The sequence below is a fragment of the Streptomyces sp. NPDC048442 genome, from assembly GCF_040651475.1.
In the GTDB taxonomy this organism is placed as follows: Bacteria; Actinomycetota; Actinomycetes; order Streptomycetales; family Streptomycetaceae; genus Streptomyces.
Window position 1 is genome coordinate 192,586 of sequence record NZ_JBEZKB010000014.1, and the last position, 23,183, is coordinate 215,768.

At 71.0% G+C, this 23,183-nt stretch carries 21 protein-coding genes and 1 pseudogene; 12 read left to right on the plus strand and 10 right to left on the minus strand.

The genetic code is table 11. The features are described from left to right. Positions 1–108 precede the first annotated feature (108 nt). Positions 109–1,041, minus strand: coding sequence for a cation diffusion facilitator family transporter (locus AB0D18_RS22195; protein ID WP_362421086.1), 933 nt, complete (start codon positions 1,039–1,041; stop codon positions 109–111). Between the two features lie 255 nt (positions 1,042–1,296). Here AB0D18_RS22195 and AB0D18_RS22200 point away from each other — a divergent pair, with 255 nt between their 5' ends. Beyond that, the gene (locus AB0D18_RS22200; RefSeq protein ID WP_362421088.1) at positions 1,297–3,240 is read left to right on the plus strand and encodes a protein-arginine deiminase family protein; all 1,944 of its coding nucleotides are present in this window, start codon (positions 1,297–1,299) and stop codon (positions 3,238–3,240) included. A 35-nt stretch (positions 3,241–3,275) separates the two neighbouring features. Here AB0D18_RS22200 and AB0D18_RS22205 read toward each other — a convergent pair whose 3' ends face one another. Further along, a complete protein-coding gene (locus AB0D18_RS22205) occupies positions 3,276–4,061 on the minus strand; it encodes a maleylpyruvate isomerase family mycothiol-dependent enzyme (protein ID WP_362421090.1) in 786 nt (261 codons plus the stop codon). A gap of 12 nt (positions 4,062–4,073) precedes the next feature. Next, entirely contained in the window at positions 4,074–4,415 is a 342-nt protein-coding gene (locus tag AB0D18_RS22210) for a substrate-binding domain-containing protein (RefSeq protein ID WP_362421093.1), read from the minus strand. 230 nt (positions 4,416–4,645) lie between these two features. Here AB0D18_RS22210 and AB0D18_RS22215 point away from each other — a divergent pair, with 230 nt between their 5' ends. Then, positions 4,646–5,116, plus strand: coding sequence for a calmodulin-binding protein (locus AB0D18_RS22215; protein WP_362421096.1), 471 nt, complete (start codon positions 4,646–4,648; stop codon positions 5,114–5,116). 68 nt (positions 5,117–5,184) lie between these two features. Here the strand turns inward: AB0D18_RS22215 and AB0D18_RS22220 are convergent. Continuing rightward, positions 5,185–5,422 (minus strand): annotated as a pseudogene (locus AB0D18_RS22220) (hypothetical protein). Between AB0D18_RS22220 and AB0D18_RS22225 the strand changes: the two are divergent. From AB0D18_RS22225 to AB0D18_RS22235, 3 genes are all read left to right on the plus strand, one after another. Further along, entirely contained in the window at positions 5,421–5,696 is a 276-nt protein-coding gene (locus AB0D18_RS22225) for a hypothetical protein (protein ID WP_362421099.1), read from the plus strand. The pseudogene AB0D18_RS22220 and the gene AB0D18_RS22225 sit on opposite strands and share 2 nt — an antisense overlap. 386 nt (positions 5,697–6,082) lie before the next feature. Further along, the gene (gene katG, locus AB0D18_RS22230; protein ID WP_362421101.1) at positions 6,083–8,332 is read left to right on the plus strand and encodes a catalase/peroxidase HPI; all 2,250 of its coding nucleotides are present in this window, start codon (positions 6,083–6,085) and stop codon (positions 8,330–8,332) included. A gap of 204 nt (positions 8,333–8,536) precedes the next feature. After that, a complete protein-coding gene (locus tag AB0D18_RS22235; RefSeq protein WP_362421104.1) occupies positions 8,537–9,400 on the plus strand; it encodes an alpha/beta hydrolase in 864 nt (287 codons plus the stop codon). 124 nt (positions 9,401–9,524) lie between these two features. Here the strand turns inward: AB0D18_RS22235 and AB0D18_RS22240 are convergent, their stop codons facing one another. From AB0D18_RS22240 to AB0D18_RS22255, 4 genes are all read right to left on the minus strand, one after another. Beyond that, entirely contained in the window at positions 9,525–9,773 is a 249-nt protein-coding gene (locus tag AB0D18_RS22240; RefSeq protein ID WP_362421107.1) for a hypothetical protein, read from the minus strand. Further along, complete coding sequence (locus AB0D18_RS22245; protein WP_362421110.1) at positions 9,770–10,027, minus strand: hypothetical protein; 258 nt, start codon at positions 10,025–10,027, stop codon at positions 9,770–9,772. The genes AB0D18_RS22240 and AB0D18_RS22245 overlap by 4 nt, the downstream gene beginning before the upstream one ends. An 81-nt stretch (positions 10,028–10,108) precedes the next feature. After that, positions 10,109–10,294 carry a hypothetical protein gene (locus tag AB0D18_RS22250; RefSeq protein WP_362421112.1) on the minus strand — a complete coding sequence of 62 codons (186 nt, stop codon included), beginning with the start codon at positions 10,292–10,294 and terminating at the stop codon, positions 10,109–10,111. 80 nt (positions 10,295–10,374) lie between these two features. Next, positions 10,375–11,034 (minus strand): DM13 domain-containing protein, encoded by a 660-nt coding sequence (locus AB0D18_RS22255; protein ID WP_362421115.1) that lies wholly within the window; start codon positions 11,032–11,034, stop codon positions 10,375–10,377. A 365-nt stretch (positions 11,035–11,399) separates the two neighbouring features. Between AB0D18_RS22255 and AB0D18_RS22260 the strand changes: the two genes are divergently transcribed. The 6 genes from AB0D18_RS22260 (at position 11,400) to AB0D18_RS22285 (ending at position 20,398) form a co-directional block, all read left to right on the plus strand. Further along, on the plus strand, positions 11,400–13,106 hold the full coding sequence (locus AB0D18_RS22260) for a cellulose synthase catalytic subunit (RefSeq protein WP_362421118.1): 1,707 nt from the start codon (positions 11,400–11,402) through the stop codon (positions 13,104–13,106). Between the two features lie 23 nt (positions 13,107–13,129). Continuing rightward, positions 13,130–16,186, plus strand: coding sequence for an acyltransferase family protein (locus tag AB0D18_RS22265; RefSeq protein WP_362421121.1), 3,057 nt, complete (start codon positions 13,130–13,132; stop codon positions 16,184–16,186). Positions 16,187–16,386: 200 nt separating this feature from the next. Then, on the plus strand, positions 16,387–16,746 hold the full coding sequence (gene fdxA / locus AB0D18_RS22270; protein ID WP_362421123.1) for a ferredoxin: 360 nt from the start codon (positions 16,387–16,389) through the stop codon (positions 16,744–16,746). Beyond that, positions 16,743–18,173, plus strand: a complete 1,431-nt coding sequence (amrS, locus tag AB0D18_RS22275) for an AmmeMemoRadiSam system radical SAM enzyme (RefSeq protein WP_362421125.1) — start codon at positions 16,743–16,745, stop codon at positions 18,171–18,173. Before fdxA ends, amrS begins: the two co-directional genes overlap by 4 nt. Before the next feature lie 55 nt (positions 18,174–18,228). After that, complete coding sequence (locus tag AB0D18_RS22280; RefSeq protein ID WP_362421126.1) at positions 18,229–19,695, plus strand: hypothetical protein; 1,467 nt, start codon at positions 18,229–18,231, stop codon at positions 19,693–19,695. Positions 19,696–19,711: 16 nt separating this feature from the next. Beyond that, the gene (locus tag AB0D18_RS22285) at positions 19,712–20,398 is read left to right on the plus strand and encodes a LysE family transporter (protein WP_362421128.1); all 687 of its coding nucleotides are present in this window, start codon (positions 19,712–19,714) and stop codon (positions 20,396–20,398) included. A 228-nt stretch (positions 20,399–20,626) separates the two neighbouring features. Here the strand turns inward: AB0D18_RS22285 and AB0D18_RS22290 are convergent, their stop codons facing one another. Both AB0D18_RS22290 and AB0D18_RS22295 read right to left on the minus strand, forming a co-directional pair. After that, a complete protein-coding gene (locus tag AB0D18_RS22290; RefSeq protein ID WP_362421130.1) occupies positions 20,627–21,205 on the minus strand; it encodes a hypothetical protein in 579 nt (192 codons plus the stop codon). A 197-nt stretch (positions 21,206–21,402) separates the two neighbouring features. After that, positions 21,403–22,155, minus strand: a complete 753-nt coding sequence (locus AB0D18_RS22295) for a VOC family protein (protein ID WP_362421132.1) — start codon at positions 22,153–22,155, stop codon at positions 21,403–21,405. Positions 22,156–22,413: 258 nt separating this feature from the next. Here AB0D18_RS22295 and AB0D18_RS22300 point away from each other — a divergent pair, with 258 nt between their 5' ends. After that, the gene (locus AB0D18_RS22300) at positions 22,414–23,052 is read left to right on the plus strand and encodes an ADP-ribosyltransferase (protein WP_362421134.1); all 639 of its coding nucleotides are present in this window, start codon (positions 22,414–22,416) and stop codon (positions 23,050–23,052) included. The last annotated feature ends 131 nt before the right edge of the window (positions 23,053–23,183 follow it).

Here is a 23,183-nt window from a genome sequence, read left to right on the forward strand (position 1 = left end):
CGCGGGGCTCCGGACGCGGGCTCTTCCCGTCCGAATCATTGGCCTGAAGAGGCTGTTGGCGCGGGAGCAGGCGAGGGGGCCGAAAGGGGGAGCGGGATCGGGATCGAGTCAGTGGTGGACGGCGCCGGCCGCCTCGCCGTACCCCTCCGGTTCCAGCTGGATCGTCGAGTGCGCGATGTCGAAGTGGTCGCCCACACATGCCTGCAGCCGGCCGAGCAGCTCGGCGTAGCTCTCGGAGCCTTCGGCCAGTGCTTCGGGGGACACCACGACGTGTGCCGTCAGGACCGGCATTCCGGAGGTCACGGTCCAGCCGTGCAGGTCGTGCACGGCCAGCACACCGGGCTCGTCGAGCAGGTGCCGGCGCACCTCGCCCAGGTCCGTGTCCTGCGGGGTGGCTTCGAGCAGGACGTGCAGCGCGTCCCTGAGCAGTCCGTAGGCCCTGGGCACGATGAGGAGTCCGATGACGATGGACGCGACCGGGTCGGCGGCCTGCCAGCCGGTGAACAGGATGATCAGGCCGCCGATGATGACCGCGACCGACCCCAGCGCGTCCCCGAGCACCTCCAGATAGGCACCGCGCATATTGAGGCTGTCGTTCTTGGCGTCGCGCAGCAGCCACATGCCGACCAGGTTCGCCGCGAGTCCGCCCAGGGCGACCACGAACATCAGCCCGCCCTTGACCTCGACCGGCTCACTGAAACGCCGGATCGCGGACCACAGCACCCAGACGAAGATCGCGAGGAGCAGGAGGGCGTTGAGGACGGCGGAGAAGATCTCCACCCGGTAGAAGCCGAAGGTGCGGCGCGGGGTGGGGGCACGCTGGGCGAGCGTGACCGCGCCGAGGGCCAGGGATACACCGACGGCGTCCGTCAGACTGTGCGCGGCGTCGGCGAGCAGGGCGAGGCTGCCGGAGAGCAGTGCGCCGACGACCTGGATGACGGTGATCGACGCGCTGATGCCGATGGTCCACAGGAGCCGGTTGCGGTACCCGCCACTGAGGGTTCCGGACGTGGCGGCCGGCGCGCCGTGATCGTGGCCCATGCGTTCCTCCAGCCGACCGTGGGTGCCCGCGCGTTCTCCTGTCCTCCTGCTTCAGCGGATCACGACTCGCCGCCTCCGGCGAGCGGGGTGCGGCATCGGGATACGGGGTCGCTGGTACGCCTCCGCGAGGCCGGGCCCTGACTGCGCACAACGATGTACCCCCGTTTCGTCCCCCGGGACGAGGAATGTCCGGTACGGGGCCGGAAGCCTGGAGAGAGCACAGCAGGTCTGTTCCTCTCCCCGGAAGGAAGCGTCATGCCGAGCACGCCCCTCCACCCACGTACTCGCACCGCATCGGCAGTGCTCGTCGCGCTGCTGGCCGGAGCGGCCGTCCCGCTGGCCCCCGCGTCGGTCTCGGCCTCGGCCTCGACCTCGACCTCGGCTTCGACCTCGGCCTCGGCCGATGCACCGCTGCCGGTGCCGCTGCCGGATCTGCGTGCCGACGTCAATCAGGACGGCCGCGTCGACACCGTCGGCCGCTCCGACGAGAGCGGCGAGGAGGAGTGGCGGCCGGGGCGAGGGGCGGTGTTCCTGCCCAACCTGGACGACGACGCCCGCCGCTGCCGGACGACCCCCGGCGATCTGGACCGTGTCGACCCGGCCGTGGACGAGCGTCTCGCCGCCTGCCACGACGCCGCCGACGAGCAGGTGAACGGGGCCCAGGACGCCAAGGACCTCGCCCCGCTGCGGGTGCGGCCGATGCGGGTCGGCGACGATGCGGCCGGCCGGGTCGAGATCGCGCCGCCGGGTTCTCCGTACGTACGGATCTTCATCCGGCGGGGCGGCCGACTCATCCCGCTCAAAGGCACGTTGACCGCCGATGAGCTGCGGGCCGGAGCCGAACTCGCCGTCGAAGGGCGGGACGTGGTGCGCGACACGCGTCGCTGGAACGGTGCGGTGGACATCGTCCTCACCGTGCGCCAGGGCACAGGAGCGGGCTCGCGCGCCGCGTCCGACCGGGTGCGGATGAAGGTCGCGCCCGTACTCGTACAGCACGATCTCCAGCGCGCCGAGTCCGTGTTCGCCGCCGCGCCGGGGGAGGGCAGCGGCATCGTGCCGAAGTGGATCGGCTCGCGGTACAGGCCGACCGGGTGGAAGCCGTTCGCCGACTCGCTCCGCAGGGCGGCCGAGCGTGCCGGGCTGCCGCGCGGCAAGGTGACGTTCACGCCCGGCACTTCGCAGTGGTGGCGGGACATCTGGCGGCAGGACACGGTCGAGCCGGGCACGGTGAGCATGCCGGCCGCCGACGGGGTCCGCCGCATGCGGATCCTGCTGCGCGCGCCGGTGCTGTGGCCGGTGAGCGAGCTGGGGCCGAGCACGCTGAGCCGTTCGGCGCGGCTGCTGTTCCGGGAGCTGCGCGGGCCGGACGTCGGCGTCGTCCAGCAGTTCACCCGCGACCGCCCGGCGAACGTGGACGATCTCCAGAACCTCGCCGGGAACTTCGAGTCCGTACCCCCGTATCCCGGCCACCCCCAGGGCCGCATCGTCTACGGCACCAGTGCGACCCGCGCACCCGACCCGTCCTTCGTACGCATGCTCGCCGCCCAGGGACAGCAGCAGCCCGTCGCCATCGACACCTCCTGGCTGCTGGTCGGGCACACGGACGAGACCGTCCATGTCGTACGGGCCGACAGCGCGCGCGGCTGGACGCTGATGGTCTCCGACCCCCGGCTGGCGACGCGGCTGCTGCGCGAGGCGTCCGCGCGGGGCGAGGGCGGCGGGCGGCTCTTCGAGGGGACGGGCGTCAAGGACCGTCCGACGGTGGACGCCGTGCTCGGCAACGCGAAGTTCCTCACCGGGAACGAGAGCGCCGCCCGGCACATCGACGGCCAGCTGGCGACGCTGCTGCGTGAAACCGGCCTGACAGAGGGCGAGTTGGTCAGGGTGCCGGTGCTGTACGCGACGGGCAGGTTCGACCCCTCGGTGCCGGAGGAGCGCGCCATCGCCTTCTCCCCCGGCCTCGCCAACGGTCTGTCCCTCACCCCCCGGGACTATGCGGCCCCGGACCCGCACGGACCGAGGGTGGACGGCGAGGACCTGTTCCGTACGGAGACGGAGCGCGTGCTGCGCCGCCGAGGAGTGCGCGTGCACTGGGTGGAGAACTTCAAGTGGGCGCACTTGGCGGGCGGCGAGGTGCACTGTGCGACGAACGCCCTGCGGGACACGTCCGGGGGCACGCCGTGGTGGCGGGCGGAGTGAGTCCGGGGGCGTGGCGCAGGGCCCTGGCGGGGCGGTCAGCTCAGGTCGGGCCAGCCCAGCAGGTTCTCCAGCGTGGCGCGGTCGCCTTCGCATCGCAGGCGGTCCAGGGGCAGGCGGCCGTGCAGGGTGAGCAGCAGGTCGCCGGCCGGTCCGTGCAGTTCTGCGGTCGTCCCGGGCCGGCCGTCGACGGTGTGCGGGCCAGGCCCCGTCAGGTCGAGCAGCCACGACTCGCCCTCGCCGGCGTGCAGACCGATCCGGGCCCGCTCGTGCGGCCAGGGCCCCGCGGTGCCGTGGCTGACGCCGATGAACTCGGCGATGCCGTCGAGTGCGACAACCACCGGGACGGGCCGGGGAGTTCCGGTGGCCAGCTGGGCGTCGAAGGCGTGGACGGCAGCCTCCTGGACCTGGTGGCGGGCCACGGCGCCGCTCGTCGTCGGCTCGTCGGACTCGCCCCACCAGGTCCAGCAGCCCGCCGTGGGACCGGCGGCTCGCAGGGCGGCGATCAGCTCATCGGTGGCCGCGGCCGAGCGGGCCAGCAGGTCGGCGGAGAGCGTGTCGCCGACCGGCGCCCCGGCAGGTGTCACGGCCGGTGCCGGGCCCGGTGCCACGGCCGGGGGCTTGTCGCTGGGGCCGGCCAGGACCACCGCCGCCCAGGACCGGTGCACCTCGGCGAGGTGCTCGACGAGGTCGCGCAGTGACCAGTCGGGGCAGCTGGGGACGCGGACATCCAGATCCGGTGAGCCCGCGACGCTGTCGCGCAGGGCGGCGGAGCGGTCCTGGATCAGGGCCAACAGGTCCTCGAAGACAGGTGTTTGGGTCATCGTGAATTCCTATCACCCGGCACTGACAGCGGCCTCCGGGTTCTGCGAAGTACCGGTTGCCCCTGCCGGATGTCGTCCGGACGTCTGCCGGGTGTGCTGTCGGGTGTGCTGCTGTCCGGTGTGCTGTCGGGTCGGGTGTGCTGCCGCGCACGACAGGCTTCCGCGGGGGAGCAGCAAGCCGGTCGTCGGGGCCGCGGCGGGTTGTTCCACCGCGGTGATCAGCCGGTCGACCAGCGCGTGGGCGATGGCGGGTAGGGGCAGGCGCACGCTGGTGAGGGCGGGCTGGAGAAGCGTGCACAGCGGGAGGTCGTTGAAGCCGGTGACGGCGAACGGGATGCGGGCCCCGGTGAGCACGGGTCGGCCCCGCCGTCCGGCTGTGCGTGTCCGGCCGGGCAGGGCTCAGGGCCACGGGAACCGGGCTCCTTCGCCCGCTCGGCTCCCTCGAAGGTGTGATGTGCGCACCGGCCGGCCCTGCACCACCCCGGATGGGCGCCCGCCGGACCTCGCTTTACGCGCTCAATGGAATACGTTGCGTAACGAGCGTCCATGATCGCCATGGCCGCCGCGCATCCATGGAGATTCTCGTGCGACACCTGTTCACCAAGCTCGGAAGCCTCGCCGCCGTCGCGATGCTCGCCTGCACCGTGGCTCAGCCCGCCCAGGCCGAGCAGCACAGCACCGGCACCGCCCGCGCGGCGGCCCAAGGGCCCGCGTACTTCGAGATGAGGGAAGGCACGGGCGAACACCACACGTTCATTCTGAAGATCGAGGACGAGCAGAAGATCCAGCACGCCCGGGACCTGGTGAGCGGCGCCACCCGTGACGAGCCGCACGTCGTCGGACGGCTCAGGAAGCAGCGGGCGGAGTACAACCGGGACTGGAGCTTCCACTACATCCCGGAGACGATCAGCTTCTTCAACTACGCGCCCGAGTTCTGTGACGCCGAGCTGCGGTACGTCGAGGACCACCTCGACGAGGTCGGCGGCGCCTTCCTGCCGAGCCTCCACTACTGTCCGTGGAGGTCGCAGCTCGTGCGCGAGGTCCCGGCCCCGTAACACCACGGTTCCTCCCCCGGGCACCCGGGCCGCGCCAGGTCAGGGTGCCCGAGGGAGGGCTGTCGCGCTCAGCGCGGCAGCAGCCCCTCCCAGTTGATCTCCGCGACGTGGGCTCTCCGTACCAGCCCCGGCGGTGCCGCCCGGACCGCATCCGGCGGGCAGTCCCACTCGGCCCCGCCACCCGGGGGCCGCAGTTGCACGTACGGCCCGACGCGCCCCCATCACGCGTCCCACCCGTCCGTCCCGGGCATCCACGGCGAACGTCCCCGGCTCCGGGTTACACGGCTCCAGCACCTCACCGGTCATGGCCGACCGCCTTCCCCTCCAGGGCCTCGCACAGCCGCTGCGCCGTATCGAGGTTGCAGCAGCCGAGGCCGACCAGCGGCGAGCAGCGTCCTCCGCCATCCGCACGCTGACCGCCGCCGCCCGGCGCCGCTCCGTCGCGGGCAGTGGGAGGCAGGGGCACGGCGGATGCCACTGGACCAGGCGGAGAAGTCCGACGAACTGCTGGGCACGGACGGATCAACAGCCGGTCGGGCCCGAGGGCTTCCTTGAGCGCGGCGAGCGGAGCCAGGGGTAGAGGTTGGCGGGAACTCGCCGCGCGGCACGAGAAGGGTGCCGAGCAGCCTGGCCGCCGAGGGACCGACCCTGGCGTGGCCGAGGTAGCCCGCCCCCGGCCCCGCCCCGGCCCCTCCCCGACCCCCGCAGTCCCTGCCTCCGCCCCCGCCTCCTGTTTGACGCTCCGTCACGGCTTCGTTGTCGCAGAAGTACCGGTAGTTCAAAGCTAGTTGCCAAAGTGCGAACGAAATATGGAACAGGTGGGCTTCTTGACCTGGAACCTGTCCACCATAGGATCGCTTCCTGGCGACGGACCGGACGTGCCGGACGTGCCGGGGACACCAGGCAGTCCGGTGTGGCCACCCGCTCACTCGACTTGCTGATCTGCCCAGTTGCGAGAGGACCCCCATGGCTGACAACCACGACGCGATCGTCACCGACGCGAAGACCGATGAGACAGGTGCAGCGGGCAGGACGGAGGGATGCCCGGTCGCGCACGGACGTGCCGCGCACCCCACGCAGGGCGGCGGGAACCGTCAGTGGTGGCCGGAGCGCCTCAATCTGAAGATCCTCGCCAAGAACCCCGCCGTGGCGAATCCGCTCGGCGAGGAGTTCGACTACGCGAAGGCGTTCCAGGGCCTGGACCTCCCGGCCGTGAAGCGCGACATCGCGGAGGTGCTGACGACCTCGCAGGACTGGTGGCCGGCCGACTTCGGCCACTACGGCCCGTTCATGATCCGGATGGCGTGGCACAGTGCGGGCACGTACCGCATCAGCGACGGCCGCGGCGGCGCGGGCGCCGGCCAGCAGCGGTTCGCCCCGCTCAACAGCTGGCCGGACAACGGCAACCTGGACAAGGCGCGCCGACTGCTGTGGCCGGTGAAGAAGAAGTACGGGCAGAGCCTGTCGTGGGCCGACCTGATGATCCTCACCGGCAACGTGGCCCTGGAGTCGATGGGCTTTGAGACCTTCGGCTTCGCCGGCGGCCGGGCGGACGTCTGGGAGCCCGACGAGGACGTCTACTGGGGCCCGGAGACCACCTGGCTCGACGACGAGCGCTACACCGGCGACCGCGAGCTGGAGAACCCGCTCGGCGCCGTCCAGATGGGTCTGATCTACGTCAACCCTGAGGGCCCCAACGGCACTCCGGACCCGATCGCGGCGGCCCGCGACATCCGTGAGACGTTCCGCCGGATGGCGATGAACGACGAGGAGACCGTCGCCCTGATCGCGGGCGGCCACACCTTCGGCAAGACGCACGGCGCGGGCCCCGCGGACGCCGTCGGCGACGACCCCGAGGCCGCCCCGCTGGAGCAGATGGGCCTCGGCTGGGCCAACAGCCACGGCACAGGCAAGGGCGGCGACGCGATCACCAGCGGTCTTGAGGGGATCTGGACGGACACCCCGACCGCCTGGGACAACACCTTCTTCAACATCCTTTTCGGGTACGAGTGGGAGCTGTTCAAGAGCCCCGCGGGCGCGCACCAGTGGCGTCCGAAGGACGGGGCGGGCGCAGGCACCGTGCCCGACGCGCACGACCCGTCGAAGTCGCACGCCCCGACGATGCTGACGACCGACCTGTCGCTGCGCTTCGACCCGGCGTACGAGGCGATCTCGCGGCGCTTCAAGGACGACCAGGCCGCGTTCGCGGACGCTTTCGCCCGCGCCTGGTACAAGCTGACGCACCGTGACATGGGGCCGGCCGTACGGTACTTGGGCCCTGAGGTGCCGAGCGAGACGCTGCTGTGGCAGGACCCGCTGCCCGAGCTCGACCACGAGCCCGTCGGTGCGGACGAGGTGGCCGCCCTCAAGGAGCAGGTGCTCGCCTCCGGTCTCTCGGTGTCCGACCTGGTCTCCACCGCCTGGGCCTCGGCCTCCTCCTTCCGCGGCAGCGACAAGCGGGGCGGGGCCAACGGCGCCCGGATCCGTCTGGAGCCGCAGAGCGGGTGGGAGGTCAACGAGCCCGACCGGCTCGCACAGGTGCTCCGTACCCTCGAAGGCATCCAGGAGTCCTTCCACTCGGGGCGGACCGACGCCAAGCGGATCTCGCTCGCCGACCTGATCGTCCTCGCGGGCGGCGTGGGCGTCGAGAAGGCCGCCAAGGACGCGGGCTCCGACGTGCAGGTCCCGTTCACCCCGGGCCGGGTCGACGCTTCGCAGGAGCAGACCGACGTGGAGTCGTTCTCCGCACTGGAGCCGACGGCCGACGGGTTCCGCAACTACCTCGGCAAGGGCAACCGGCTGCCGGCCGAGTTCCTCCTGATCGACCGGGCGAACCTGCTGAACCTGAGCGCTCCGGAGCTCACGGTCCTCGTCGGCGGGCTGCGCGTGCTGGGTGCCAACCACCAGGGCTCGCAGGCCGGTGTCCTCACGAAGTCCCCGGGGACGCTGACGAACGACTTCTTCGTCAACCTCCTCGACCTGGGCACGACGTGGCAGTCGGTCTCCGGCGACGCCGACACCTTCGAGGGCCGCGACGCGTCCTCGGGCGAGGTCAGGTGGACGGGCACCCGGGCGGACCTCGTCTTCGGCTCGAACTCCGAGCTGCGCGCGCTCGCCGAGGTCTACGCGAGCGACGACGCGAAGGCGAAGTTCGTGACGGACTTCGTCGCGGCGTGGCACAAGGTGATGAACCTGGACCGGTTCGACCTGGTCTGAGCGCACTGTGCGGGCCGGCCGCCGGTGCCCTGCCGGCCGGCCCGCACGAGCCTGCCCCCCCCCGGCCCCAACTCCCCTTTTCCCACCACGAGTTCCTGGCTTACGCCACAGGTAATGGCCAGGCCGCCCGCCGGATGGCAACGTGAGCGCCGCAGGGGCAGCCGATCAGGGGCGGCCCGCACGGGAATCGAAGGAGCGGCCACCATGGGGCATTTCACGACCGGCGACGGCACCCGCCTGTACTACAAGGACTGGGGGTCGGGCACGCCCGTGGTGTTCACGCACAGCTGGTCCCTCAGCAGTGAGATGTGGAACTACCAGATGGCCCATCTGGCGGACCGGGGCCTGCGCTGCATCGCCTACGACCGGCGCGGGCACGGCCGGTCCGAACAGCCCTGGGGCGGCTACGACTTCGACACGCTGTCCGACGACCTGGCAGCCCTGATGGAGCACCTGGACCTGACGGAAGTCACCCTGGTCGGCCACTCGACCGGCACCGGCGAGGTCGCCCGCTATCTGACCCGGCACGGCTCCGCGCGGGTCGCCAAGGTCGTCCTGGTCTCCACCCTGACCCCGCTGCTGAGACAGGCGCCGGACTATCCCGAGGGTGTCCCCGGCAGCGTCTTCGACGAGATGCGCGCCCGGATCGGCACCGACCTGCCCGGCTGGGTCGACGAGATCGCGGGACCGTTCTTCGGGGCGGGGACCCCCGGCGTCACCGTCTCGCAGTCGCTCGTGGACTGGTCGGTGTGGGACACCCGCGCGGTTTGCGTACCGGCCATGCTGGGGCTGAGCCGCACGATGTCCGAGACCGACTTCCGCGAGGAGCTGACCCGCGTCACCGTGCCCACCCTGGTCGTCCACGGCGGCGCCGACGCCTTCAACCCGGTCGACCTGTGCGGGCGGGGCACGGCGAAGCTGGTCCCCGGCAGCGTACTCAAGGTGTACGAGGACGGCCCGCACGGCCTGCACCTGACCCACATGGACCAACTCAACGCCGATCTCTGGGAGTTCATCACGGGGGACGCCCCCGGCCCCGGGATCGCCGCCGAGCCGTCCGAAGCGTGAGAATCCGATGTCACCAACCCCACCCCGGGCCGGCTCTTCGCGGGGCTCGCACTGCTCGGCGTCGCGGTGGAGTACACGGCGACGGGCCCGCCGGCACCACCCGCACCGGCGCTGCCCGAGACCCTCAGGTGACGGCGGCGAAGACCCAGAGGTGGGGGTCGGCGCCCGTGAGGATCGCGTAGTGGACGAGGGCGGCGGGCGTGGTGATCACGCGCACCGTGTCATCCAGTTCGTACTTGTCGGCCTGCGGCCAGGACCAGGGATCGCCGCACGCCCGCAGGACGGCGGCCCGGAGTTCTTCCCTGGCCGGGGCGGGCAGGTCCTTGATGGTCCGACCGACGTGTGCGGCGAACCGGGCCTGGATCACGGTCACTCGCCGAAGACCTCGTCCATGCTCATCGCACCGGACTCCGGCTGCCCGTCCGCCATCCACCTCCGGTACGCCGCGGCCGCGTGCATCCGGGCCCGCGCCTCGCGAAGCTCCTGGCCGCCCGAGGCCGCCGCCTGGTCCGCCTCCAGTACGGAAGCGACGTAGTCCCCGATGCTCATCCCGGCCCTGGAGGCGGAGGCCCGCACCCGCACGGCCAGTTCCTCCGGCACTCGCGCGTTCAACTGAGTCGTTGGCATAGCGGAATCCTAGCGATCCGCTACCGGTACGGGAACTACGGACGCCGGTCCGGCCGGCCCACCACTCGCGCGGCGGCCGGGTCACTCGTGGCGGGCACGCGCCAGTCTGATGCCGACGGCGGCCACCGCGACCGCTCCGGCGAGCGTGAGCACCTGGGGCAGCCGAGCCATGCCGAGCCGTCGCCGCTCCGCCGCCCGTGAGTGCCGCGCCTCATCGGCCCGGGTCGCCAGTCGCTCCACGAGGCAGACGAATCCGAGATCGTGCATACGTCCTCCCACACCGCCGGCACCGTCACTGCTGACGGCTGTCACACGGGCACACCTGGGTGCGTTGTGCCCCTTGGTTTTCACGGATGCCCAGGTACGGCGAATTGAACCACCGCAGGACGGGCCCGGCCCGCCTCCTCCCTCGCGGCCGGCGGCGACGGCATGGCCACCGGGGCCAGGTCGGCGGCGCCGAACGACACCGAGAAGCGTGCGCACCAGATCACGACGCTGCGGTAACCGACCGGATCGGTCCCGGCGGGGACGGCGTAGTTCTGGTTCCCCCGGTTGCCCTTGAGCCTGCCCAGTTCCACGGCCCCTTGCCCGAGCCCCGCTTCTGCCGCCCCTGCGTCACGGCGCGAGAGGTAGACCCGTACGTCCGGCCCTTCCGAGGTCGCGAGGTCTTCCAGCCGCAGCACCGTCCGCCCGCCGTCCGCGAGCCGGACCGTGCGGGCGGTGCCGCTGGTGGCGTGCTCGTGGCTGACGAAACCGCCCCGGGCCAGGTCCGTCGGCCCTGCGGGGGGTTCGGGCACCGTGGACGGTCCCGTCGCTCCGACGGCGGGGGAAGCGGCGGCCGAGGGGGAGGCGGCGGGAAGCGATTCGTTCACCGTGGTGGTGGTGAACGCCTTCCAGGGCTGGAAGGCGTAGAGCCCCGCACCGGCCGCCACCACGAGGGCGAGCAGCAGGGGCAGGACGATACGGCGGGGCAAGCGGGACGGGCGGGGCTTGCGGAACTCGGACACCGGGGCCTCCGTGGGGTGGTCCTCGGGCCGGCCGTGGTCGGCCGGCCTTCAGATGTCCAGCAAAGCGGCGACCGTACCCCGGCGGCCACCAAGGCGGCCCTGCCGTAAGCAACCGGTAATACCTCGCTGACCCGCACCGTCCTGGGGGCAGGTGTTCCGGAGCTGTTCACCCGGGCGTGGCCCGCGCCTCCCCCGGCCCGGCGGGCGGGCCCTGTCGGATGGGTGACGCAGAGGTCTGGACCAATTGAGTCACGCCAATTCTGTGTCTCATTACCGGAATTGACACCTCGTTGTTCGATTGGTCTATACCTTTGACGCTAGGCTGTCCTCCAGATAAAGGCAGATACACAGCCGTGGGGGGCTATATGACCGTTCATCACCTTCCGCAACCTCCGTCCGACGAAGAGCTCTACTGGTACTTCGGACCGCAGCACCGCTGGGTCCTGGTCAGCAGCTCGCTCGCCTTCGTGTTCACGGCGGCGACCATGTTCACCTTCGCCCTGCGCACTCCGGCTCTGTGGGCCTTCCTCGCCGTCCTCGGCCTCAACGTGGTGGCGCTCGTGCTCTCCTCCGTCAACAGCCTGCGCCCGCGCCGGCTCACCCGGCAGTCGCACGAACTCCTCGTCCGCGCCTGGCAGCCCGCCCGACCGCCGGGCGTGGACCTCTACCTGCCCACCTGCGGCGAGCCGCTCGACGTGCTGGCCAACGCCTACCGGGCGGTCTCCGCACTGGACTGGTCGGGCCCGCTGACCGTCTGGGTCCTGGACGACGCGGACCGGCCCGAGGTCGCCGCGCTGGCCGCCTCGTACCACTACGAATACGTCGTACGCCCCGACCGGGGGCACCTGAAGAAGGCCGGCAACCTCAATCACGCGCTGACCCTCAGCAGCGCCGAGGCCGTCGCGATCCTGGACGCGGACTTCGCTCCCCGGCCGGACTTCCTGCGCCATCTCGTCCCCTATCTGGCCGACCCCTCCGTCGGCATCGTGCAGAGCCCGCAGTGCTTCGACACGGACGAGGCCATGAGCTGGATCCAACGGGCGGCGGGCTCGGCCCAGGAGTGGTTCTTCCGCTGGATCCAGCCGTCCCGGGACGTGAGCGACGCCGCCATCTGCTGCGGCAGCAACGCGGTCTACCGCCGGGAGGCCATCGACCTGGCCGGCGGCTTCGCCCGGCTCGACCACAGCGAGGACCTGTACACCGGACTCGCCCTCCACGCCCAGGGGTTCCGTACCCTGTACGTGCCGGTGCTCGTCGCCAAGGGCACCTCGCCCGAGTCGGTGACCTCCTTCGTCAACCAGCAGTACCGGTGGGCGATGGGCAACCTCCATCTGCTGAGCAAGCCCGTACTGAAGCAGATGGGCGCGCCGTGGCGGATGCGGCTCTGCTTCGCCGAAGGCATCGTCGGCTACCTGACCACGGCGGTGAACACCTTCGTCGCGCCGTTGCCGCCGCTGGTGATGATGTTCTGGTACCCGGACGACGTACGGCCCTGGCACGTGCTGCCGCTGCTCGCGCCGCTGTGGCTCTGGCACGTACTGCTGCCCCGGGTCAGCCGCACCCGCTGGCGCGTGGAGGTGATCCGGGCGAACGTCCTGACGAGCGTGGCCGCCGCGACGGCTTTCGTGCACACGCTGCGGGGGCGCAGCGCCGCCTGGGTGCCCACCGGCGCCCGGGGCGCGGGGAGTTCGGGCGGCATGGCCCGCCGGGTGGTGGCCGTCTCGCTGGTCTGGCTGCTGCTGTCCCACGCGGCGGCCGCCGCGGGACTGGCGCTGGTCGTGGCCCGCAACGGCTGGGAGCCCAGCTGGGGCCTGCTCCTCTACTTGGCGGTGCAGTGCCAGATCAACGTGCCGCTGATGCGGCACCTCTTCGCGGAGCTCCGCCCGGTTGTCTCCCGGCGTACGCATGCCGATACGGGTGCCGAAGCTCCCGACGCCGCAGAGGCGCCCGGCACCGTTGCCGGCATGCTGCCCCGCCGCTGGCCCGAGACCCTGGCCGCCACCGCCCTCCTGCTGCTGACCGGCCTGCTGGCGTCCGGCTGGGTCAACCCGATGCTCCCCTGGCTGAGTTGACCGATCTGAAAGGCGTTCTTCCCATGTCGTCCCCCGTGGCCCCCGGCCAACGGCAGTCCCACAAACACGCCTCCGCACCCCCTGGAGCCCGCAGGAAACCCGGGAACACCGAGTCGGGCCCCAGCCCGCACCGTTCCACCTTCCGGCCCGACATCGAAGGACTGCGCGCCGTCGCCGTGCTCGCGGTCCTCGCCTTCCACGCCCAGATACCGGGCGCGCAGGGCGGCTTCGTCGGCGTGGACGTCTTCTTCGTCATCTCCGGCTATCTGATCACCGGTCTCCTGGTGCGCGAGGCGATCACCACCGGCCGCATCAGGCTCGGTGACTTCTTCTCGCGGCGGGCCAGGCGGCTGCTGCCGTCCGCCGCCGTGGTCCTCGTCGCGGTGGCGGCCGTCGGCGCCTGGCTGACCGTGCCGCTGAGACGTACGGACCTGGAGCACGACGTCGTCGCGGCGGCGCTGTCCTTCGCCAACTGGCGGTTCGTCTCCCAGCAGACCGACTACCTGGCCGCCGGGCACGACCAGAGTCCGCTGCTGCACTTCTGGTCGCTCGCGGTCGAGGAACAGTTCTACTTCTTCTGGGCTCCACTGCTGGCGGTCGCCGCGCTGTGCGTCAGGCGGGCGGTGCGCAGGGGGCGTGCCGTGCGGGCCACCGTGGCTCTCGTCGTCGCGCCGCTCGCCGTCGGGTCGTTCGTACTGTCCCTGTACTGGACGCAGGGGTCGGCTTCGCTCGCGTACCTCGGAACTCCTTCGCGGGTCTGGCAGTTCGGGGCCGGGGCGCTGCTCGCCCTGCTGCCCTGGCACCTGATGCGCGGGCCCCGGCCGCTGCGGCTGCTGTGCGGGTGGGCCGGGGCGGTGGCCATCGGCTGGTGCGTCGTGTCCTACGACGGCTCGACCCCGTACCCCGGAATCGCGGCGCTGGTGCCGACCCTGGGCACCGCCGCCGTCATCCTGGCCGCGATACCCGGCCGGGGCGAGCGGAGCGTCCAAGGCGCTTACGGGGTGGGGCGATTGCTGGCGCTGCGGGCTCCCCGGGCGGTGGGCCGGCTGTCGTACACCCTGTACCTGTGGCACTGGCCGGTCCTGGTGCTCGCCGAGGCCGGGCTCGGCGCGCTCGGCTGGCCCGCGAAGACCGCTCTGACGCTGGCCGCCGTACTGCCCGCGCTCGCCACGATGTACTGGGTCGAGCGGCCGCTGCGCCGCAGCCGTACCGTCTCGGCGCACGCCAGGCGCGGGCTTTCGGTGGGTGTCACGGCGATCGTGCTGCCGGTCGCACTCGCCCTGGTGGTGGGGTCGGCGACACTCCAACTGCTCGGTCCCGACCGGCCGGTGGGCCCGCGGGGCCTGCCCGCGGGTGCGGCCGCGGGACCGCATCTTCTCGTACGTCAGCCGGGCGTGCCCCTCGCGGACAGTCCGGTGACGCCGGGGCCGGCCCAGGCGCGCAAGGACTTCCCTCCGGACGGGGAGTGCCAGGTCGCCCCGGCCGTGACCCGCAGCCCCGCCTGCCTGTTCGGGGCGGTGAACAGCCAGGACCGGATCGTGCTGCTCGGCGACTCGCACGCCGGGCAGTGGTTCTCCCCGCTCCTCGGGCTCGCCGCCCAGCGGGGCTGGGCGCTGCAGGAACTGGTGAAGCAGGGCTGCCCGTTGCCGCAGATCACGGTGCGCAGCCCGCAGCTCGGCCGCGCCTACCGGGAGTGCGACACCTGGCGGGCGGACACCCTGGAGCGGCTGCGACAGCAGCCGAAACCACGCCTCATTGTGATCTCCTCGCTCAACCGCTACACCGACGACCAGAAGCTCCTGGCCGGGGGCTGGGAGAAGACCCTGCGCCCGCTGCGGGAGCTCGGGGCGCCGATCGTCTACATCGAGGACACCCCCGTGCCCGGCACGGACGTCCCGGCCTGCGTCTCCGGCCACCTGAAGGCGCCCGCCGCCTGCGCGTTCGACCGCCGTCTGGCGCAGCAGCCCGATCCGCTGGCCCGGCGGATCGCGTCCGGCGCACTGCCCGGCGTACAGAGCATCGGCGTGAACGGGGTGCTGTGCCCGGGTGCGGGACCGACCTGCCCCGCCGTACTGGACCAGGTGCTGCTCTACCGGGACGACGCCCACCTGACGAACGCGGCGGCCGTCGTGCTGACCTCCCGGCTGGAGCGGCTGCTGACCGAGGCGGGTGCGCTGCCCGCCGCGAGCGCGGCAGGGGGTACGGATGGGGGCGCGGCGGGACAGGGCCCGGCGGCAGGCAGGCCGGGGCCCGACGGCTGGACCCGGTTGCTGCGCGACGACTTCGACGGCCCGGCGGGCAGCCGTCCGTCTCCCGCCAACTGGCTCCACGACATCGGCACCTGCTATCCCGGCTGCCCCGCGCCGCAGTGGGGCACCGGCGAGATCGAGACGATGACCGACTCGACCGACAACGTCCGTCTGGACGGCAGGGGCGCGCTGGAGATCGTCCCCACCAGGAAGAACGGCAAGTGGAGTTCGGGCCGGATCGAGACCCGGCGTGCCGACTTCGCCGCGCCGCCCGGCGGAACCCTGCGGATCGAGGCGTCGATCGCGTTGCCGGACGTGACGGGGCCGAAGGCGGCGGGCTACTGGCCTGCGTTCTGGACCCTGGGCGCGCCGCTGCGCGACGGGTACACCGGCTGGCCCGGCATCGGGGAGCTGGACGTCATGGAGTCCGTCAACGGGCGGGACACCGTCTTCGGCACCATGCACTGCGGCGTCCTCAAGGGCGGCCCCTGCCAGGAGCCGGCCGGTCTGAGCTCGGCACCTCAGCCGTGCCCCGGCTGCCGCACGGCGTTCCACTCGTACGCCGTGGAGATCGACCGTTCCCCCGGCGCGGAGGAGGTGCGCTGGTACCTGGACGGCCGGGTGTACCACCGGGTGGCCGCGAAGCGGATGGACCCCGGGACCTGGAAGCGGGCGGTGGACCACGGGCTCTTCCTGATCCTCAATGTGGCCGTCGGCGGCGAACTCCCGCGCCAGGACGGCGCGTCACCCGGGCCTGCCACCGAACCGGGCCACCCGATGCGGATCGACCACGTCACCGTGTCGGCCCGTGCGGGAGAAGGGCGCGACTGACGGCCGAATTCCCGATCACGTATTCGCGATGACTGAAAAGAGCAGGATCGCGGTTGACAACATTCTGCGGGATCCATATTTTCATCCGCAGTTTGGGCCGGGACAGCGAAATCGATCAATTCACTGATCGAATTCGGCTGATCAATTCACTGATCAATTCACTTCCCCCGTCGCGAATATCGGTTTCGGAGGGTGCCTCCATGACGTATGTCATCGCCCAGCCCTGCGTCGACATCAAGGACAAGGCATGCCTGGACGTATGCCCCGTGGATTGCATCTACGAAGGGAAACGCAGCCTTTACATACATCCCGACGAGTGCATCGACTGCAAGGCCTGTGAGCCGGTCTGCCCGGTAGAGGCGATCTTCTCGGAGGAGGAAGTACCGGCGGAATGGGACCCCTACACCGCCGTGAACGCCGAGTTCTTCGACCTCACCGGCCTGGGGTCACCGGGCGGAGCCCTCCGTACCGGCCCCCTCGACACGGATCACCCGCACATCGCGTCGCTGCCCCCAGCTCCCGTACTCACGCCCGCCCCCACGGAGGAGAACCGGACATGACCGCACCCGCATGGCAGCAGAACTCCTATCCGGCCCGGCTGGAGGAGCGGCTGGACGACGGAGTCGTACGGTGCCACCTGAGTCCCCGCAACTGCCGCATCAGGCCCGGCCAGCACGGATTCTGCATGGTGCGGGCGAACCGGGACGGCAGGCTGGTGAGCCTCAACTACGGGCGTTCGGTGCACGCGACCGAGGAGACCATCGAGACGGAGGCCGTCTTCCACTACGCGCCGGGCGCCCGGATCCTTTCCATGGGCAATGTCGGCTGCATGCTCAACTGCGACTACTGCCACAACTGGAAGACCTCGCAGGCCCGTTACGTGGAGGACAAGGACGTCTACCACTACACGCCCGAACAGGTCGTGGACATCGCGCTCCGCCACGACATCAAAGTGATCTCCTGGACGTACAACGACCCGGTCGTCTGGCACGAGTTCGTCGTGGAGACCGCGGCGCTCGCCCGCGCGGCCGGGATCGTCAATCTCTACAAGTCCGCATTCTTCATCAGTGAAGAGGCGATCGACGAACTCATTCCGGTGATCGACATCTTCTCGATCTCGATCAAGTCGATGGACCCCAAGTACTACCGGAAGATCACCAAGGGCTGGCTGGAGCCGGTGCTCGCCGGTGCCGAGCAGGTGTTCCGGGCCGGCCGGCACGTCGAGGTGTCGACCCTGATGGTCACCGACCTCACCGACGACGAGAAGACCGCCCGCAGCATGGCCGAGTTCGTCGGCGAGCGGCTCGGGCCCGAGGTCCCCACCCACTTCGTGCGCTTCCACCCCGACTACAAGATGACCGACACCATCCGCACCCCCGTCGACCGCCTGGAGCGGGCCCGCGACGTCGCCAAGGGCATGGGGCTGCACCACGTCTACCTCGGCAATGTGTACGACACCGATTCGACCACCACCCGATGTCACCGCTGCGGTCTGCTCCAGGTGACCCGCTACGGGCTCAACGCGCGGATCGTCGGGCTCACCCCGGAGGGCCACTGCCAGAAGTGCGGCACCGACGCCCGCTTCGTCCTGCTGCCGGGCGCGGAGACCCGCAAGTCCGTTCCCGCCCTCCCCGAGGGGAGCCTCGACGTGGCGTCCTTCGCCTGGCACGGCGACGTCCGCGCGTTGCACGTCCAGGTCAGCAACCCCACCGAACAGCCCAGGACCGTCTACCAGCGCAGGTTCGGCGACGCGGCGGTGCCCGAGTCCTGGGCGGTGATCGCGCTGGCGCCCGGCGAGAGCTTCCGGTTCATCGCCGCCAAGTCGACGGCCGACGAGACCGGGGTGCGGGTCGCGATCCCCGAGGGCTGTACCTCCAGCCTGCACGAGGTCTTCGACCGCGCCCACTTCCCCACCGTGGAGGTGGCGGCGGGCAGCAAGAACGAGGACGTGACCCCGTTCCCCGCGTACCTGCCCATCGTCCGCTGACCGGGACGTCAGCTGGTACGCCGGCCCGTCCGCCGACCGTGAGAGGAGCCCGCTGATGCCCCGGTACTCGGTCCTGCTGATGGTGCCGCCACAGCAGTACGGCTACGGCTACATCAATGACTTCTTCTGGCAGGAAGGGCTCCTCTACCTCGCGTCGTACCTCCGGCAGCGCTTCGGCCCCGACCTGGAGCTGGAGATCTGCGACGGCAACCACCGCACCATGGAGGAGTGCCGGGAGGTACTGCGGCGGCGACGGTACGACCTGGTCGGCTTCCACTGCATCGACCACACCCGGGACGCCGCGTTCGAACTGCTGGGGCTGGCCGCGGAGAACGGCTGCCGGAAGATCGTCTTCGGGGGTGCGGGCGCCATCTTCGGGCCCGAGCAGTACCTGCGGGAGGCCGACCGCATCGGCCTCACCGGGGAGGCCGTCGTGGGGGCCTGCACCGACGCGGGCGAGTACACCGTCGAGGCCATGCTCCTGGGCACTCCCCCGGCCGAGATCCCGAACTTCGTCTATCTGGAAGCGGTGGAGGGAGTACGGAAGGGCCCGGGGCCCGCCGCGCGTCCGCCCAGGCTGCGACGCTCCCGGAAGGTCGCGGGGCGGCCGGACCGTCAGGAGTACCTCGACCGGCTCCCCTTCGAGTCGTACACGGAGATCTTTGAGTACTTCGCGCTCCAGCTCGACCGCCCCGACTACCCCTACCGGCCGCTCACCTACAGCGGTCTCAGTCACGAGGGCTGTCCGCACCGGGTGTGGCGCGACGACAAGCTGGTCAAGAGCTGTTCCTTCTGCGCGATCCCGGCCCGCAGGCTCGCCTACCGGCCGGCCGGTGAACTCTGGGAACGGGTCCAGACCCTGGACCTGCTGTGCCGTGCCCGGCTTGACACCCCGCTGAACTCGATCAAGGACTGGGGCGACAGCCTCACCCCCCGGCTGCTCAGGGACCTCATCGACCTGCGTCCGGCCGCCCATGCCTCGATGACCTATTCCGGGTACCTCAGCGTGGCCGACCTGACTCCCCGGATGCTCGACGCGCTGCGGGAGATGAACTGCTGGAGCCTCTACATGGGCGTGGACGGCACCAGCGACACCGGCCTCGAATTCCTGGAGAAGGGGTACTCCGTCCCGACCCTCTGGGAGCGCCTGCAACTCCTCCGCGACGAGTACGACTTCAGGATCGAGGTCGGTGTGATCCTGGGCGTGGAGGGCGAGACCCCGGCGAGCCTGCGGCGCAGTGTGGACGCGGTGCACCGGGTCAGTGAGATGTTCGGGGAACGGGTCATCGTCGTACAGGGCAACATGCTGGTGCCCATGCCGGGCAGCTTCGTCTTCAGCAGCCTCGCCCGCCGGGCCCGCGAACGCGGCCTCGACGACCCGCTGCGGCTGGACGTCCAGGGCCGGATCGGCATGTGGCTCCGGGAGTTCACCCGGGTCGGTTTCGACGAGTGCGCGGCAGCACAGAACTCCATCGAAGCCATCTCACCGCGCAGGCACTCGTACTCGATGCCCCGCCCATGACGGAGTCCCCAGCCACATGACCGAGGCCGCCACCGCCGCGCTGGTCGCGGGTCTGCTCGCCGGATACGGCATCGCCATGCCCGTCGGCGCCATGTCCGTACTGATCGTGACCCTCTCCTCGCGCGTCTCCTTCCGGCACGGGCTGGCCGCGGCGCTGGGAGTCGCCCTCGCGGACGGGCTGTTCGCCCTGGCCGCGGTACTGGGCGGGGCCGCCCTGGCCCGCGTCATCAGCCCGCTGACCTCCGTGCTCCAGAGCGCTGCCGCGGCAGTGCTCGTCGTTCTCGCGGTACGGGGCACGGTGACGGCCCTGCGTGAACACCGCCGGATCCGGGTGGGGGGCGGGGGCGGGGCGGTCGCTACGGAACGGGACGTTCCGGTCCCGGCCGACGGGGTGCGCCCTCCGCTGCGTACCTTCGCCGGCATGGTCGGGCTGACCCTGCTCAACCCCGTGACGCTCGTCTACTTCGGTGTGCTGGTGGTCGGCCGCCGGCCCGGCGACGACTCGCTCGGTCCGGGGCTGCTCTTCGTGCTGGCGGCCTTCGTCGCGTCCGCGAGCTGGCAGACGCTGCTCGCCTCGGCGGGCGCCCTGCTCGGCCGCGCCCTGACGGGCCCCTCCGGCAGACTCCTCACCGCCCTCGTCGGGAACGGCGTCATCCTGCTGCTCGCCCTCTGGCTGGCCTGGAAAGCGGTGACCGGGACCTGATACGGCGGGCTGCTGCCGCGGGTCGGCCGGATGCGTACGGTCGGCTCCGATCTGCGACGCTCCCTGCGGACGGCCATCGAGTCGGCCGGTTGCGCCAGTTTCGGCTCAAGCCCGCCGCGCCGGCGGACCCGGCCCGCCGAAACCCCGGCGGTCAAAGACCGCCGGGGCCGGATCGCGCCGTGCCGTACTGCGCTCTGCCGTGCCGTGCCGTGCCGTGCCGCACCCTGCTCAGGCGGTGGCGCGGTGGATCTTCCAGTCGGCGACATTGGCACTGCGGTTGAAGTACGCGTTGGTGCAGAGGTCGTACTTTCCTCCCGTGGCGGCGCTGTGGCCGTTGGTCTCCAGGAAGCCGCCGTTGTCGCCGTAGAGGTTGCAGAAGTGGACGAGGTCGCCGAGGCGGACGTTCTGGTCGGCGGGCGAGGAGGTCTGGGCGAAGATCCTCCATCGGCCGGTGCCCGTGGCGCGGTCCCTGGACTGGGAGGTGGAGACGTCGTACCTGGCGCCGGCGTTCTTCTGGTCGGCGGTGGCATGACCGTTGGTGTCCAGGTAGCCGCCGTCGCCGCCGTAGAGGTTGCGCAGGTAGACCACGTCGCCGCTGGTGACCGGCTGGCCGGCCGTCTTGCCGGAGGCGGAGAGGATCTCCCAGGTGCCGGTGCCCTTGCCGCGGGTGGGCGAATCGGCGGTCGACACGCTGTACTTGGCACCCGACGCGGCGCTGTGGCCGTTGGTGTCGAGGTAGCCGCCCTGCCAGCTGTTGTACCCGTTCTGCAGGTGAACCTGGTCGCCGTACTTGAGCTCGTTCGCCATGTGACTTCCCCTTGGTTGACGACGCGCATGCAGCCCCCGCCCCGGCCAGGACCGACCGTCGGCGAGGACAAGGGCAATCCTGGTACCGGCGGCCCGCTCTGCACAGCCTCACCGCGAACTTGTCCAAAAGGCGCTTAAACCACTTCAGGCCAGGTAGCGAACAAAAATGGACGCAACACCCTCGCACCCTCGCTGTGTCAGTGCGGCGTGAGCACGCAGAACTCGTTGCCCTCCGGGTCGGTGAGGACCGTCCACGGGACGTCGCCCTGGCCCACGTCGATGTCGGCGGCGCCGAGAGCCCTCAGCCGGACCGCCTCCGCCTCCTGAGCTTCACCGGGGTAGGGCCGGAGGTCGAGATGGATGCGCGGCCGAACTGCCGGGTCCCACCCGGGATTCACGCCGGGCGTGCGCAGGAACTCGAGATACGGGCCGACCCCCTTGGCGGACCGCAGCACCGCATGGTCGTCGGTCACCTCGTGCAGGGTCCAGTCCATCGCCCCGTCCCAGAACCCGGCCATGGCCCGCGGGTCCGCACAGTCGACCACCAGCACGGCGATCGGCCCGGTGTCCCGGTAGACCTCCCGGGGCTCCAGCACGCAGAACTCGTTGCCCTCCGGGTCGGCGAGGACCGTCCACGGGACGTCGCCCTGGCCCACGTCGGCGGGCGTCGCGCCGAGTTCCTGAAGGCGCGCGACCAGCTCCGCCTGATGGGCGGCGGAGGTGGTGGCGAGATCGATGTGCACACGGTTCTTCACCGTTTTGGGCTGCGGATCGGCGACGACGTCGATGCACACGGCGGCGGCGTGGGGATAGACGAAGCCCTCGGGTTCGAGGTTGGTCACGCCGGGTCCTTCGCTGTCGACGCCCCAGCCGAGCGCCTCCGCCCAGAACCGGCCGAGGGCCGAGTCGTCCTGAGCCTTCATGTGAATCTGAACCAGCCGTGTCGTCATGCCGCAGATCCTATGCACGCCACTGTGCACTGCCAAAGGCATATGCCGTCGCCAAAACGAAGATCGACCAGCTCGCCACGCATCCGGTGAGCCCCGCGGGCTCCAGCGGCCCGCACCCCCTCGCCGCCCACCCTCAGCCGGAACGCCTCGCCCTGAGACGCACCCCATCTTCCGCCGACCGGAGCCGACTTGCCCTGACACGCTCACCTTCGAGTGAGTTCCACGGCCCGCCGCCGCAGGACCGCGATGGTGTGCTCCATGACCACACTTCGTCCGCGGCGGCGGACCGCCGTCCTGCCTGCCGCCGTCCTGTCCCTGGCCGCCCTGCTCACCGCCCCGGCGGCCGCCGCCGACGTCACCGCAGCCCCCGCAGCCGCTCGTGCCGCCGCCCCGTCCTCCTGCCCGCAGGTCTTCGACCCGATGACCGCCGCGGTGGACAAGACCGTGCAGTTCTCCCGCATCACCCCGGACCCGGTCGTCCGCAAGAGCTGCGGCACGCTCTACCGGGCCGACGGCCGCGGCCCCGACGTCATCTTCGTCGAAGGCTTCCGCCCCAAGGAAGCCGTCAACGGCCAGTACGACGTCGAGAAGTACGTCCTGAAGAACCAGCCGTCACCCTTCGTCTCCACGTCCTACAACCACGACCTCTTCAAGCAGTGGGTGCCGTGGATGAAGGGCGGAGCCTTCAACTACTACATCGACGCTCCCGGCGGCATCGACGTCAACAAGACCATCGGGGACCAGCACAAATACGCCGACCAGGTCGAGGTCGCCTTCCCCGGCGGGATCAGGTCCGAGTTCATCATCGGCGTCTGCCCGATCGACAAGGAGACCAGGGCCGAGATGATGTCGGCCTGCAAGAGCAACCCCAAGTACCGGATGCCTGAGGCTGTTTGAGTCTTCGGCGGCCACCCGGGCGCCCCGGACCAGATGGGGACGCTGTTGGTAAATCCGCCCCGTTGGAGCTATCCGGCGGGGCGGAGGGCTGCGAAGGGTGAGGTGCGGGTCGGGGCAAGCGGGGTGTTGGT